The 14,716-nt window shown below is 55.2% G+C and carries 11 protein-coding genes; 3 read left to right on the top strand and 8 right to left on the bottom strand.

Going from position 1 to position 14,716, the window contains the following annotated elements:
• Positions 1-143 precede the first annotated feature (143 nt).
• From T260_RS134480 to T260_RS134500, 6 genes are read right to left on the bottom strand one after another with little or no spacing between them, the layout of a single operon-like run.
• Positions 144-1,355 (bottom strand): type II secretion system F family protein, encoded by a 1,212-nt coding sequence (locus tag T260_RS134480; protein ID WP_014196434.1) that lies wholly within the window; start codon positions 1,353-1,355, stop codon positions 144-146.
• Positions 1,342-2,397 carry a type IV pilus twitching motility protein PilT gene (locus T260_RS134485; RefSeq protein WP_023633504.1) on the bottom strand — a complete coding sequence of 352 codons (1,056 nt, stop codon included), beginning with the start codon at positions 2,395-2,397 and terminating at the stop codon, positions 1,342-1,344. The genes T260_RS134480 and T260_RS134485 overlap by 14 nt, the downstream gene beginning before the upstream one ends.
• 12 nt (positions 2,398-2,409) lie before the next feature.
• On the bottom strand, positions 2,410-4,074 hold the full coding sequence (locus T260_RS134490) for a GspE/PulE family protein (RefSeq protein WP_023633503.1): 1,665 nt from the start codon (positions 4,072-4,074) through the stop codon (positions 2,410-2,412).
• Positions 4,071-5,441, bottom strand: a complete 1,371-nt coding sequence (locus tag T260_RS0119710; RefSeq protein WP_031212307.1) for a G5 domain-containing protein — start codon at positions 5,439-5,441, stop codon at positions 4,071-4,073. Before T260_RS0119710 ends, T260_RS134490 begins: the two co-directional genes overlap by 4 nt.
• Positions 5,442-5,457: 16 nt before the next feature.
• Positions 5,458-6,237 carry a PRC-barrel domain-containing protein gene (locus T260_RS134495; RefSeq protein WP_023633502.1) on the bottom strand — a complete coding sequence of 260 codons (780 nt, stop codon included), beginning with the start codon at positions 6,235-6,237 and terminating at the stop codon, positions 5,458-5,460.
• Positions 6,227-7,843, bottom strand: coding sequence for a hypothetical protein (locus tag T260_RS134500; RefSeq protein WP_023633501.1), 1,617 nt, complete (start codon positions 7,841-7,843; stop codon positions 6,227-6,229). The genes T260_RS134495 and T260_RS134500 overlap by 11 nt, the downstream gene beginning before the upstream one ends.
• A gap of 143 nt (positions 7,844-7,986) precedes the next feature.
• Here T260_RS134500 and T260_RS134505 point away from each other — a divergent pair, with 143 nt between their 5' ends.
• The 3 genes from T260_RS134505 to T260_RS134515 are packed head-to-tail and all read left to right on the top strand — an operon-like array spanning position 7,987 to position 10,918.
• Positions 7,987-8,607 carry a type IV pilus modification PilV family protein gene (locus T260_RS134505; protein ID WP_014196440.1) on the top strand — a complete coding sequence of 207 codons (621 nt, stop codon included), beginning with the start codon at positions 7,987-7,989 and terminating at the stop codon, positions 8,605-8,607.
• Positions 8,591-9,169 (top strand): PilW family protein, encoded by a 579-nt coding sequence (locus tag T260_RS134510; protein ID WP_014196441.1) that lies wholly within the window; start codon positions 8,591-8,593, stop codon positions 9,167-9,169. Before T260_RS134505 ends, T260_RS134510 begins: the two co-directional genes overlap by 17 nt.
• Positions 9,170-9,211: 42 nt before the next feature.
• Positions 9,212-10,918 carry a hypothetical protein gene (locus T260_RS134515; RefSeq protein ID WP_023633500.1) on the top strand — a complete coding sequence of 569 codons (1,707 nt, stop codon included), beginning with the start codon at positions 9,212-9,214 and terminating at the stop codon, positions 10,916-10,918.
• 94 nt (positions 10,919-11,012) lie between these two features.
• On the opposite strand, the gene T260_RS134520 is transcribed toward T260_RS134515, so the two are convergent.
• On the bottom strand, positions 11,013-13,283 hold the full coding sequence (locus tag T260_RS134520) for a VWA domain-containing protein (RefSeq protein WP_023633499.1): 2,271 nt from the start codon (positions 13,281-13,283) through the stop codon (positions 11,013-11,015).
• A 68-nt stretch (positions 13,284-13,351) separates the two neighbouring features.
• Positions 13,352-14,647 (bottom strand): bifunctional folylpolyglutamate synthase/dihydrofolate synthase, encoded by a 1,296-nt coding sequence (locus T260_RS134525; protein WP_023633498.1) that lies wholly within the window; start codon positions 14,645-14,647, stop codon positions 13,352-13,354.
• Between the last annotated feature and the right edge of the window lie 69 nt (positions 14,648-14,716).

Below are 14,716 nucleotides of genomic sequence, written 5' to 3'. Positions count from 1 at the left end.
GAAAAGTAAAGCTGTAGACCTGAGTGTCTTATGCTCTAGCGGCGAAGTGGACACGCCTCAAAGAATAAGGATTGCTTGAAGCAGTCAAACTTCTTTGGAAGCCCCCACTTCAAATTTTCGCTAGAAAATTAAGTGGGGGTAGTTCACTGTTGAATATGGTTGAAAATATCATACATCGGCACGATGATCGAAGTGACGATCGTCCCGACGACGCCGGCGAGAAGCACGATCATAAGCGGTTCGATGAGCGATTTCAATCGGTCGGTGGCCGCATCGACTTCCGCTTCGTAAAAATCAGCAACTTTGCCGAGCATGGCGTCAAGCGCACCGGTCTGTTCGCCGATCGTGATCATTTGCGCAACAAGCGGCGGAAACGCCCAATGGCGGCGGAGCGGCTCCGAGAGCGATTGCCCGCGCTCGAGGGAGGTCCGCGCTTCAGCCAGCACAGATGCGATCACTTCATTTTCAACGACGCGCCCAGCGATGGAAAGCGCCTCTAAAATCGGCACCGAGCTTGCAACAAGCGAGCTGAGCGTCCGTGTCAGGCGGGCGAGCGCCGCTTTTTGCACGAGCGTGCCGAACATCGGCATCCGCAGGGCGGCATAATCCAAATAGTACTTCGTTGTCTTTTGCCGCCGAAAAGCCACAAACGATGCGTACACGCCGGCAAAAAGCAGGACGACGGCCCACCAATACCGTTGCATCACACTGCTTGCCTTGAGCACAAACTTCGTAATCGCCGGCAGTTCGGCGTGAAACTCGGCGAACATCTCGACGAACGTTGGCACAACGGCGACAAGCAAAAAAATAACGACCGCGGTGGCAATGATGGCAACAGCAATCGGATAGGCGAGCGCCGAGGCGATTTTTTGCCGCGTCCGATGCATTTTTTCAAAATGATCAGCCAAGCGGTCAAGCGTCTCGTCAAGCGTCCCGCTCGCTTCACCGGCGCGCACCATGTTGACAAACAGCGGCGGAAAGATGCGCGGATGATTCGCCGCTGCCGCTGAGAGCGGGTTCCCGCTGCGCAATGACTGTTCGATGTCAAGAAGCGTCTTAGCGAGCGGCTTGCTTTCCGTTTGCTCCGCCAAAATGCGGATCGAATCGACGATCGTCACCCCGGCGCGCACAAGCGTTGCGAACTGGCGCAAAAAGATGACAAAGTGCTGCAGTTTGACGGCGCGGCCAAACGAAATTTCTTTGTTCCATATGGACGGCGGCACTTCGGCAAGCGCCAGCGGGCGAATTCCTTTTTCCCGAAGCTTTGCCGCCGCCTCGCGCCGCGAAACGGCATTGATCACTCCAGCTTTTTTCCGTCCGTTTCGGTCGCGCCCCTCGTACTTAAACTGCGCCATCGTCCCCACGCTCCCCCGCCAAATACACTTCAGCCGCCAGCGGATCGATGCGCCCATCGGCTGCAAGCTCCTTAACGCTCATTTCCATCGTCTGCATGCCGATGCTGCGGCTCGTTTGCATAATGTTGATGATTTGATGTTCTTTTTCGTTTCGGATTAAGTTGGCGACGGCCGCATTGTTCACTAAAATTTCCAGCGCTGCCGTCCGCCCGGTTTTGTGTCTGTTTGGAAACAAGCGCTGAGCGATGATGGCAACGAGCACGGAAGCAAGCTGCAGCCGGATTTGCGCCTGCTGGGCCGGCGGAAAGACGTCAATCATCCGCTCAATCGCCGCCGGCGCGCTCGCCGTATGAAGCGTGCCAAGCACTAAATGGCCCGTTTCCGCGGCGGTGATTGCCGTTTGGATTGTTTCCAAATCGCGCATTTCCCCGACTAAAATGACGTCTGGATCTTGACGAAGCGCAGCGCGCAATCCGGCGGCAAAACTGCCAGTGTCGAATCCCACCTCTCGTTGGTCGATGATCGATTTCCCGTGTTTATGCAAATACTCGATTGGATCTTCCAGCGTGATGATATGTTTCGACATCGTTTTGTTCATATAGTCGATCATCGCCGCCAATGTCGTCGATTTGCCGCTGCCGGTCGGTCCGGTGACAAGCACGAGTCCGTGCGGCTTTTCGGCGATGCGCTTTAAGACATCCGGCAGGCCAAGCTCCTCCAGCGTCGGGATGCGCACCGGGATGAGGCGCACGGCGAGCGACACGCATGACCGCTGTTTAAACACGTTTAAGCGAAAGCGGGAAACGCCGGCAATGCCATACGAAAAATCAAGCTCTCCGGTTTCCTGAAACTGCTGCCAAAGCGGCGCCGGAATGATGGATCGCGCCATTTGCTCTGTTTCCTCCGGGTGCAGGCGCTCATGGCCGTAAGCTCTCAACTCCCCGTTCACGCGAAAAATCGGCGGCGCGCCGACGGTTAAATGCACGTCGGAAGCGCGGCATTCAAAGGCCGCGCGCAATAACGCCTCAAGCTTTTCCTTCATCCATCTCACCCATCAATGCAAAATGGCCACTTTCAGCACTTCTTCAAGCGTGGTCAACCCTTGCTTCACTTTCAACAGCCCATCATCCAGCAAAAAAATCATTTTGTTTTGCAGGGCAAGCTCGCGCAATTTCGAAAACGGCTCGTTGTTTAAAATGACGCGCCGCATCTCATCGGTGACAACAAGCAGCTCGTGAATCGCCAGCCGTCCGCGGTAACCGGTCATGTTGCACATCGGGCAGCCGCGGCCGCGGACAAGTTGATGAACCTCAATGCCGCGGCGGGCGAAAATGTCCCGCTCCCGCTTCGTCGGCTCATACACCTCTTGGCAGTCGCGGCAGACGCGGCGCACAAGCCGCTGCGAGACAACGCCGGCGAGCGATGTGGCCACTAAAAACGGCTCAATCCCCATATCGATCAGGCGGGTGATCGTGCTTAATGCATCGTTCGTATGGAGCGTGCTCAACACTAAATGACCGGTGAGCGAAGCGCGGATCGCCACTTCCGCCGTCTCGCGGTCGCGAATCTCCCCAACCATGATGATGTTCGGGTCTTGACGCAAAATCGAGCGGAGCCCTTGGGCGAACGTCAAGCCGACATTCGGGTTGACTTGAATTTGGTTGACGCCCTCGATCTGATATTCGACTGGATCTTCAATCGTAATAATGTTCACGTGCTCGCTGTTTAAATGGTTGAGCGCCGCATAGAGCGTCGACGATTTCCCCGAACCGGTCGGTCCGGTGATCAAGACGATGCCGTTCGGCCGCTCGATCAAGCGGATGAACCGATCTAAATTGACCGGGTTGAAACCAAGTTTATGAATATCGTTTAACGCTGCGCCCAAATCGAGGACGCGCATGACGATTTTCTCACCGTATACGGTCGGCAGCGTTGAAACGCGCAAATCGACCGGATGAAAATCGATGTCCATTTTGATCCGCCCGTCTTGCGGCACGCGGTGTTCGGTGATGTCCATATTGGCCAAAATTTTAATTCTCGCCGTCAACATGCTTTGCATATGTTTCGGCAGCGCGCGTTCGGTGCGAAGCAGGCCGTCGATCCGATAGCGGATGAGCACTTTCGTCTCCTGTGGATCGATATGAATGTCGCTCGCCCGCTGTTCAACAGCAAGCTGCAAAATTTGGTTCACCAAACGAACGATGGGAGAATCGTCCTCAGCAGCCCGCTCGTCGTCGCGCACCTCAGGCGGCGGCGTTTGTAAAAAATCCTCAAATGCTTCGTCGATGTCGTAATATTTATTGATCGCCCGCAAAATATCGTCTTTTGAAGCGATCGCCGTTTCAATTTGAAACCCGGTCGACAGGCGCAAATCGTCGATGGCAAAAAAGTCCATTGGATCGGCCATGGCAACGAGCAGCCGATCGCCTTCCACCTTGAGCGGCATGACCATATGGCGGCGGGCAAACTCTTTCGGCACGAGGTTTGTCGCTTTCGGATCGATCGGGTACCGGTACAAACTGACGTGCGGAATGCCGAGCTGAAACTCGAGCGCCTCAATCAGCTGCTGTTCCGTGATGTAGCCGCGCTGCAACAAGGCGTCGCCGAGCTTTTGCCCGGGCGCCTTCTCGCGCAGCGCCTCGGCCAGCTGGCTTTCGGTGATCAATCCCGCTTCGACAAGCAAATCACCAAGCCGTTTCCGTTCCTGCTTTTTGCTCATTTTTCCTCCCCTCCGCCCGCATCCGTCTTCTCTTCACTGCCAGCGGCGGGGGCCGATTCCCCGTTGCTCGCCTCATCGCCTTTCTTTGACGCGGTCCCGCTCTCTATATTCCCACCGCTGTTTTTCGTAGTCGAATTCGGTTGGTTCGCCGCTCCGTTGTTTTCCGTCACCCCATTCGCCGGCTCCATCGTTCCGCCTTCTCCGTCGCCGCTTTGCCCAACATTGCTTTCCGGCACTTCAAGGCCGCGCACGTGAATCGTATACGTTGGCGGATAAAAATCTTCGCTCACCGTTTCTTTGCGCACGAGCCGAGCGCCGTCGCGCACTTCGCGTTCCACCGTCACAACCAGCCCCGGCCGCCCGATCTGTTCCGTCCTCTTCTCGTCCGGCGCCAGGCGCGCGTCATAGCGGACGATGACACGCGGTTCGATAGACTCCGCCTCGCCTAGGCGAATGATATATTGATAGGCAAACGGCAACCCGATAATGGCAACACGCACCTTTCGTCCATCATGCCGGAGAAGAAGCGTGTAGTCGGTCGTGTTTGGGTTGAACCATTCCAAATCGCGGCCGCCGCTAATGGCCGCCTCAAAACCGGGCGTCACTCCATCCGGCAACATACGGCTCGTATAGCGCTCCACGACAGTGAAATTGGTCGCCAGCACCGCCCGGTACACCGCTGAAGCGATCGCATCGGCCGCTTCATCGGACAAATCGGCCTTCACCTTTTTCATATAATCGCCAAACGAAAACAGCTGTTTCGCTTTGATCACCGCGCGCCGCTCGCCAGACAGCCAGCGGACGGCCGAAGAGTCAGGCGCCGATGCGGCCGCTTCGCTGACGACCGGTTGCCGGCCGTTTGCAAACGATATGTAGCGAGCCAAGTCGATCGGAGATGATGGCTTTTGCAGCTGAGCCGCCTGTCCCTCTAAATCCGCCCCAAGCTTCTTGATGTCAAGCGCCGATAACGCCGCCGGCGGAACGATGGCTGCCGCCGCTTGGAGGCATTTTTCTAAATCAGCGATCACAAACAGCGGCGTGCGCCTCCCGTCGACAAACCGCTTCGTGCTCTCGGCAAGACGGAACGCAAACGCGTCCGCCGGCAGGTCAATGCGCTTTTCTTGGTACTGCAAAGAAATGGAAGCGGTCGCCCGCCACTCATTCACCCGCTCGACAACCGCCTGTCGGGCTCTTTCGGGCGTCATGCCGGAGAGTGACACCGGACCGACCGCCGTGCCCGGGCCAAGGCGGCCGTCATCCGGGGCCAAAACATCATGGGCGAAGGTGCCCAGATGCGAAAAAGCGATAAAATAAACGGTGCAAACAGCCATGACAACAAACAATTTCCACGCGGCAGCCTTTTTCACCGCCGACCCTCCTCCATTACGCCTCCACATTCATCGAGACATCGACGATGACGCTTGGCCCCGCCTCTTGCGCCTTGCGCACATCCTCTTCGCCAAGCAGAGTGCCCGCTTTAAACAGCAGGCGGCCGTCTGCATCATAAATATCTTTTGTCAGCCGCTTTCCAGCTAACAGCGCAACTTGTTTTTCCCTCAGCGACTGCAGCGCTTCAACATTTTCCGCGCTTTCGGCCATCGCCTCCATTTGCGCGGAAACGTCCTCTTCCGCCATGCCGCCGGTTGGCTCGATGCTCTCTGCCTTCAACAACTGCGCCGGATCATCAAGAAGCGACTCGTTCGCTCCGTCGTTGATGATCAAAATATCTTTGCCGTACGTCAACACTTCTGAGGCCGGCAGCACCGCTTCCCCTTTCTCGAGCTGAAGAGCGATGCCGACAATATCCCCTGACTCTTCATCGACGAAAAACTCGCGGGCTTCGCCGAGCAGCTGCCCTTTTCGCGTGATGGCTTTCGTATTTTTAATCCGGATTTGCTTATTGACGAGCTGATTGGCGATCGGAATTTCCGAGAGGTCAATTACATCGTGCCCTTGCTCTACCGTCACGGCAAACTCGCCGATGCCGACGACTTTTTTAAACGGAATGGCCTTTAAACTGAGTTGCACATCGTCTTGTTCCACAGTCAAAAAATCGATCGATCCTTTGTCCGGGTTGATCACCAAACTTTTCACCGTGCCGATTTGTGCACCGTCAGCAATGCTGATGATCGGCAGCCCAATGATTTGCGCGCTAGCTTTCATCTTGTTCACCCCAACTGTTTAGTGTTGCGGCAAACTGCCGCCAAAGCGCCAACTCTTCGGCCACAGCCGGATAGGCGCGAAAACGGTCAGCGAGCTCCTCGAGCCACGCTGCGAGCTTGCCGTACTGTTGTTCTACCACATAATGTTCCATTAACAAACGGGCCAATACGTAATAGTCGCGGTCAGAAAGCGGAGCGTCCAAACAGCGGCGGAGGCAGCGCTCGTAATCGGCGGCGTCCAAACGACGGCGGTTGAGGCGCAATTCAAGAACGACCGCCTGCACGACTTCCGGACCGATCATTCGCGCTGGCCGTTCGCTCTCTTCCTCCCGCCGGCTTTCCGTTTGCCCATCTTCTTCCGGCTCGCGGCGCTCGGTTGATTGTTCGCCTTCCGACCAGCCATGCTCCGCTCGTTGCCCTTCCTGCCTGTCAGGCTCTGCTTTCATCGCGTCCTCCTGACGGGGCGGTTCGGCAGCCTCGTCCGTTTCCGGCAGCGAACAGTCGACAATACCCGGCATTGCTTCTTCCAAAAGCGCCCCTTCACGCGGCATTGCCTGGCCGGAAGGCAGCCCGTTTTCTGCAGCAGAAACGCCCGCCGAGCTAGAAGACATGAACGCGGAAAGTTGCCCATCCTCTTCTTCATGGCTGAGATCAAGCGCCTGCAACAGGCCGCGGCCGTCGGCGGCCGCTCCCGCCTGCAGCACCACCGCTTCGATGTCTGGCGTCATCGAGACCGGCAGCTCATCGAGCCAATCGCGCAGACGGCGCGCCGGCCCAACATTCAGCCCGCCACCGTCACCCGTCATGGCGGTCGGCTCTACTCCATCCAAATCCAAGGCGGACAACTTCTCCAGCTCCACACGATCCGAATCCAACGGGAAAAACTCCTCTTGCTCGGCATCGTCTCGGTCCACGGAGCGCATTTTTTGCTCCGCATCGGCCGAATCCAACGAAAGCAGCTCCTCCGGCTCGGTTTGATCCGCTCCGGGATCGGAAGCGGCTTCCTCTATGCCATCCATCGATCGAAGCAAGAAAGCAGTCTGTTCTTCCCAGGGCTCCTCGCTGGATTTCGGTGCCCGCTCCGTCTCTCCCGAAGCTGCTTCCGACGCTGCAGGCGACGCTCCTGAAGCGGTGTTACCGGTTTCCTGCACGTGCGATCGCAACGCCTCCCCACCCGAGTCAACGCCTTGAAATTCCCTCGAAGCGCCGTTTTGTCCAAAAGCTGCCGGCCAGGCCGAATCGACTAGATTTTCCGTTGCATTCTGGACCATCGTCCCGTACCTATCGCCCGCTGCCGTCCGATCGCCACTCCCTTTCCATCCTCCCTTTCTCCGTTCCCCAGCTTCCTCCGTCTCCACCGACCGGTAAAGAAGCGGACCGAACCAACGATCAAGCAAATACGAGCCCGCCAACAGCAAAAGCCCGACGAGCAGGGCGATTTGCCATAACGGAATCACCGATTCGGCCAACTGCGCCAGCCCCGCAGCCAAAAAGGCAGCCGCCACCACCGCCGCGCCCCCGGCCCGGCTGAATCCAAGCGGCAGCAGCCAAACAGCCAACAGCGCCACTATGAATGCAACAACGTAAACAACCGCCTCTTTCCACATGCCTACCCGTTCCTTCCCGGCGTATCATTGGCAATAACGCGCCAAATATGCCATTGCTCGTTCTCTTATCCTAAAATTCTACATGGTTCGACTCGAAAATATTGTATAATAAAGTTACATATTTTGAAAGAAGGTTATGACAAATGGCGGGAAGCAATTTTCCTCTTCCTAGTCGTCAAGCAGGATTTACGTTGATCGAAACGTTGCTGGCCATCACTCTTTTATCGGGCGTCGCGATCGGTTTGTTTTACTTTTTCACGAATGCGATGATGCATACGTCTTACAACCAAGGTCGGACGGTGGCCGTCAACGTCGCCCGCGGCGTCGCTGTCTATTTTGAAAAAAACGCAGATTTCTCCCGGTTAAAAGAGTATATGGAAGACCATCAAACACCGTTTCTTGAGCTAACAAAAGACGATTGCGGCAACGAATCGTTGGCGGCGCTGTTTTTTCCCGGTGAATCTAGCCAACTGCATACGGTATGTGAAGCGCAGTTCGCCCCGAAAATCAACAATGTCCGTTACGAAGCTTCCGTTTACCTTGTCCGATACGACAAGGAGGCATGGGATGCATTCACTTCATCGTCGGAATTCGCTTCCTTGCCTGCGCCGCTGCAGGCGCGCATCCGCGCTGAAACGGAAAAAGCAGCCGAATCAAACGCCGGCGGCTACATGACCAAATTATACACCACCGTCCGTTGGGGCGAGCGCACGAACGAAACGGCGTGGGTCGAAGGGGTGATCACCGATGAAACGATCCGCTAGAAGCGAAGCCGGCATGACGATGATCGAGCTGTTGGCCGCCGTTTCCATTTCTTTGCTCATCATCGGCGCTATCTACACGGTGTTTTTAACCGGCATTCGCGCCTACGAGCGCATCGGCATCGAAAACGACTTGCGCAGCGAAGCGGACTACACCATGGCCCGAATAATGAACGAGCTGTACACGCTCTCTCCAGATGGAATGGAAAGTCAAGAGGAAAACACGCCGTTAACGGCCGTCACCTTTGTGAAAAACCAAGAATTCAAAGCCGATGCGGACACCGGGCTTGTCTCCCGTGAAGAGAAAAAGCCGGAAAGCATCGAGCGGATGACGCTGTCCATCCAAGACGGTGCGCTCGCGATCAATGGCGAAACGATCACCTCTTCCCGCTTTTTGCTGGGCGACTCTTCATCGTTTTCATTCCGTTGCGCACGAAAAGAAGGCAACCTGTGCCGCAGCGGCGTCATGACGATCCGTCTCATTGTCTCCGACCGTCGACACGCCGACCCGAGTGGTTGGCTGTATGTGCCGCCGTTTACATTGACAACGGAATTTGGTTTTTAAGTATTGCATTCCAAAACTTTGTCTGCGAAGGGAGGGGCTGCGATGAACCGACTGCGCTTGAACGCCGCTGGCTACAGTTTGGTGACGACGATGCTCATGATCACCCTCTTTTTTTTGCTCGGCTTGACGATTTTAACAGTCGCCGTCCAGCAAGCGCGATTTACCGCGGTGCGCGTTGAGAACATCGAATCGTTTCATGAAGCCAAAACAGCCCTTAATGAAGCAATTGCTGGGCTTAAAGCTGAGCTTTCAGACGACGATTTTTTTGTTCGTCATGACATTTTCACCCCCAGTCAATGGGATGCATTTCTCGGCATTAACGAGGACACCCCCGGCCCGGATACGATCGCCGGCAAGCTGAAAGCGCGCTACGGCGTGGAGGTGGAAGACGTGTCCTATCGCTTGTACAACATTCCGACGAACAAAGTGTTCCTCCGCGCGCTCGATTTGTCCAAACCGTTTACGGACGGCCATCGCGAGCGGAAAGTCAAACGGCTCGTCTTTTTAACAAATACGCCCAGCTTTCTCAAATACGCGCTCGGATCAAAAGAAACCGTCATCTTAAACGGCGGCGTCTACGTGGAGCAAGGAAACGTATACGCCGGACAAAGCGCTTACATCAGCAACGCGGCAAACTACGTGAAAAAAAGCGGCGAGTTAACGATCGCTCCTATCGATGCCGGACTGCCCGCATCAATGAACGATTCGATTTGGCACATTCATGACAAGCTGCTGTTTTCATGCACGCAAACGAGCAGTTGCTGGAAGACTGGCGGCCGAGCTTTCCAAATGGAAGAAGGCCTTTTCTTCCCAGGATGGCCGGACGATGGCGGCCCTCTCATTCAACAAGAGACGGACGATTTCATCGATACTGATTTCGAGCGCACCGTGAAAGATAAATTGCTTCAAGCGGCCGGTCTCTCGCCGTTGTCGCCTGAAACCCAACAAGCGTATATCGAGCGCATTGAAAACGATCACCAGCCGCCGCTCGATGTAGCGCGGGAGCTTTATCAAGAAGGGAAATTGGCTCGGGTCGTGACAGACGACGAAACGCCGTATGAACAATCCATCAATCAGATGCCAAAAGACAAGCCGCTTTGGTTGGACGCAGAAGGGAAGGAGATCACCCTTTATCGCGACATTGACGTGCAGCAAAATGGCCAAAACCAATGGCTCATTGTCAATGGCGATCTCCGCATTGAAGGACCGACAAAATCAACAGCGGCTGTGCGCGGCAATTTGATCGTGTTCGGTGATTTGACGCTTACTGGAAACTTGGCGTTGAACGCGAGCATTTACGTCACTGGCAAGACGACCATTTACAACAGCCATATCGACGGAGCGGATGGAAAAGGGCTCGTGTTGTTGTCCAAAGGCACGCTCGATATCGCCCGCATCAATGAATTTCAAGACTCAAATGAAATCCCGAACTTAAAAGGGTATTTTTATACGGACAGCAGCGCGACGATTTATGCTGTCGGATCGTATTTGTACATTGAAGGCGGGTTGTTCGCCCGCGGGAACGGAGCGGCTGCTCCGGATACAGACATCAACGGGCTCGTCATCAACGCCTTTCGCGGCCGGATCGAGCCGAAAGACGGTGAGCCGGGGAACTTCATTCCAAGCTCTGACATGCAACAATCTCGTCTGATCGTCAAATATAATCCACGGGTGTTAGTCGAACAAGGAACAGGATTGCCGTTTGTCAATCAAATCTCGCTCGTCGCCGACCGGCTTGAAGTTGAGTGAACGAAGACGGCTAAATTCCCTCTCTCATCCTCTCGATCCCCTGGACAAACGAAAAAAAGCGGCTCTCCAATTCATGAGGCCGCTTTTTCCATCATCACCAACGCCCACCACTGCTGCCGCTTCCCCCCTCATCTTCACGCGGTTGGACAAAGACCCACACTGAGGCTTGAATTGGCCTGCCATCCGGCGTTCTCGCATTAGCGGTCGCCGTCACATACGCATAGCCGACATCCACTGCTTCCAAATACCATCGGCCATTTTCTTGGACAACGTCGACAAACCGGGAGTCAGACGATGTCACAGAGCGGAGCGTTCGGTCGCTTGCATTGGACGGAACAAAACGAAGCTCAGGCGCTGCGTCAAGCCGTTCGCCGACTTTCATATACAACACCGGACGGCGGAACTCCATACCTTGAAGCGCCACGTACGGATTCATCACCTTGATGGCCGCCGATGCCGACGCGTTGCTGCCATCAGTCGCGCGGACGGTGATCGTAACCGTTCCAGGCTTTAGCGCTGTCACCGTGCCGTTTTGGTCTACGGATGCGACACTCGGGTCGCTTGATGTCCACGCAAGCGTTGGGTTCGTCGCGTCGCTCGGCTCGATCGTCACTGGAATGGTTTGCATTTCGTCAACGTTCATCGTCGGTTTGTAATCGCCAAGCGTCAAGCTATGAACCTTAACAACGATCGAGATCGTGGCCGATTTTGCGATCGGCGGCTGCAGTTGCCCATACACATCGCGGTATGTCAACTCTGTGGTCAACGTATAGGTCCCTTTTTGCTTAAAGGAGACGGAAACCGGAATCGTAATAGGAGCCGGCGCCGGCTTCCCGACCTCATACGGAATCGAAAACGAAATATACGCATTTTGCTTATTTTCATCCAGCCATACTTGGCCGTTTTCCGCAACGGCGACATTGCCGCCAAACGACGAAAGCGAGATGCGGATCGTTCCTGTGATCGCCGGCGTGGTGGCAAGCTGGGAAAACTGTTGGAACAAGGCGGTCAAATTTTGCGTCGTTCCTTGCCGCGCCTCGCCGCCGGCAGTCGCGGACAGCGTTTGCAAAAAGCTCATATCGACTTCATCGTTGCTGCCAAAACCGATCGAATAAAGCGTAATATTGTTCATTCCGAGCGCCTTAGCCACGTTGATAGCATGATCACGAATTTTCTTCTCTATGCTGCTGTAACTAAATGGATAGTCGCTTCGACCTAGAGGGATATCAGCACCGTTTACATAGTCCCATCCGTCGCTTGTAAACAAGCGGGAAAAACCGCGTTTGTCGATAAAACGAATGCCGGCCTTTCCATTTGTATACAATTCGTACGTCAGCGGCAACGGCGCCGTGATTTTTTCTCCTGTATAGTAGTAGAACCAAAGAATCCGTTCGACTTCCCGATAGGTGATTGTTTCTGTTGCGTTAAGGGTGGTCGGCATCCCGTCTGTCAAGAAAATTACATACTTTTTGCGCACCGGGTCGTTAAAATACGACTGCGCAAGCGACAGCGCCGCCGAATAGTTCGTGCCGCCTCCAGCGGTCAAACTGTCGCCGACCGTCCGAATTTTCTCGAGTTGGGCGGCGACATTCGGCTGATCCCCAAACGGAACGACTTGTTTCACTTGGTCGGAAAACGGAATGAGGGCAAACCGGTCGTTCGGATGCGAATGGGCTTTAAAGTAATCGACAGCCGAACGGAGCGCCGTCTTGGCGCTCGAAAGCTTCTCCCATGTCATCGAGCCGGAGACGTCAAACACAAACACAACGTCGATCGGCGGACGGACGGGCGACGAAACGGCCCCTTGTGGAACGAGCGTCACATCGAGCCGGCCTTGGGCATCGCCGTTCGGCGGCTTGGCGTATTCCGGCTGTGAAAATGAGAGGGAAAAATCCAATTTAGCCGTGCTCACCCCAGTTTGCCTCGTATATTGATAAGGCGTCTGTGGGAATGAAAAATACACATCCTCTTTTCCATTTCCTAACACGCGATACGCATCGACGGTGATTTGGTAAGTCACCGTCGTTCCCGGAGACGACGGCCACTTGCCGCGCATATCAAGAGAAAACGTATACTTTTTCTCACCGTTTCGGTCCGCCGGCGCTTCCACCGCTTCGGCTCGGTAGCTGACTGCCGTGCCGCTTTGTTCCTTCGGCTGAATGCGAATCATAAAGTAGCGAATGCTGTTCCCTTGCCCGTTGCCGCTCCCTGGTGCGGTCGCCCATCCCTCAATCTTCTCATCCGAAACGAACGTAATGGCCCCCTCTGTTTGATCGGCATACACAACACCTGCTTTCATCGGCCATAGGCTTGCCATCAGCCAAAACAACATTCCCCATAAAAGCCAGCCGCGCCACCGCTTCATGCGCCTCCCCTCCCGCGCCAAAAGAACTATCTTTCTTCCATTATATCAATTCTTTTCATCGCTTGGCATTATTTTTTTAAACGTTTTCGCACTTCAGATATAAAGTAAAGCGATCCCGTAATGAGCATCAACTCATCGCTCCCCATTTGGTTTTTCTTTTCACTGATCCAGCCGACCCAATCACCTGTCACCGCTTTCTGCGGATGGGACGAAAGGTCCGCCAACTGTTCCGCCGCTGCCGCGCGCGGAAAATCAAACGTGGTAAACGTGATCGTATCCGCGAGCTCATCAAGCCGTTGAATCATCCGCTCAAGCGGCTTGTCTGTCAGCGCAGCGAACAAGACATGGACGTGTTTGTCAGGATAATGGGCGCGCACCGTCTCCACGAGTGAGCGAATCCCGGCTTCGTTATGGGCGCCGTCGAGGATGATGAGCGGATTGCCGCTCACCCGCTCAAACCGGCCGGGCCAAGCGGCTGTGGCCAACCCATCGGCGATATGCTCCGGATCGATCAAAAACGAATAGCCAAGGCGCAATAGTTCGGCCGCCATCACTGCCACCGCCGCGTTTTCGACTTGATGGGCGCCGGGCATTTGAATGCGCAAATCGCGATATTCGGCAAACGGCGTGACAAGCGAAAACTGCTCCCCTTCCACCGTCGCCTGCCGGTCGGAAACGGTGAAATCGACGCCGAGACGATATGTTTTCGCTTTCCGCTCCGCCGCCGTCTTGGCGATCACATCCCACGCCTCGGGCTCGTTGACCGCTGTCACAAGCGGAATCCCTGATTTAATGATCCCCGCTTTTTCCGCGGCGATCTGATCGAGCGTATCGCCTAAGATGTTCATATGATCGTAGCTGACGTTCGTAATGACGGAAAGGAGCGGATAAATGATGTTGGTTGAGTCCAAGCGGCCGCCGAGCCCGACTTCAATGAGCACGATGTCTTGGATGTTTTGTTTGCCGAAATAATACAACATCATCGCCGTGATCACTTCAAACTCGGTCGGTCCGCCAAGTTCCGTCTGTTCCAATTCGTCCGCAAGCGGTTTGATCGTTTGCACGAGCTCTACGAGCTCTTCATCGCGAATCGGTTGGCCGTTTATGCTGATTCGTTCGTTAAACTGCTCGACATACGGCGAGGTGAACGTGCCGACCGAATAGCCCGCCGCCTGCAAAATGGAGCGCAAATAGGCGACCGTTGACCCTTTGCCGTTCGTTCCCCCGATATGGACGGCGCGGACGCGGCGTTCCGGGTGGCCAAGTTTTTCCATCATCCATTCCATCCGTTTCAATCCCGGTTTTATGCCAAGCCGCAGCCGCCCGTGAATCCAAGCGACCGCTTCTTCATACGTTCGAACCATGTCCATCATCCTCCTTTTTCCATTGGTGTCTTGCCGCCCCCTGCCGGCTTCATGCGGCAGATGCGCCAC

This window comes from Geobacillus thermopakistaniensis, from assembly GCF_000498995.1.
Lineage (GTDB): Bacteria > Bacillota > Bacilli > Bacillales > Anoxybacillaceae > Geobacillus > Geobacillus thermoleovorans.
Note: the sequence above shows the minus strand (reverse complement) of the source record. Positions and strands in the feature narration are given on the sequence as shown.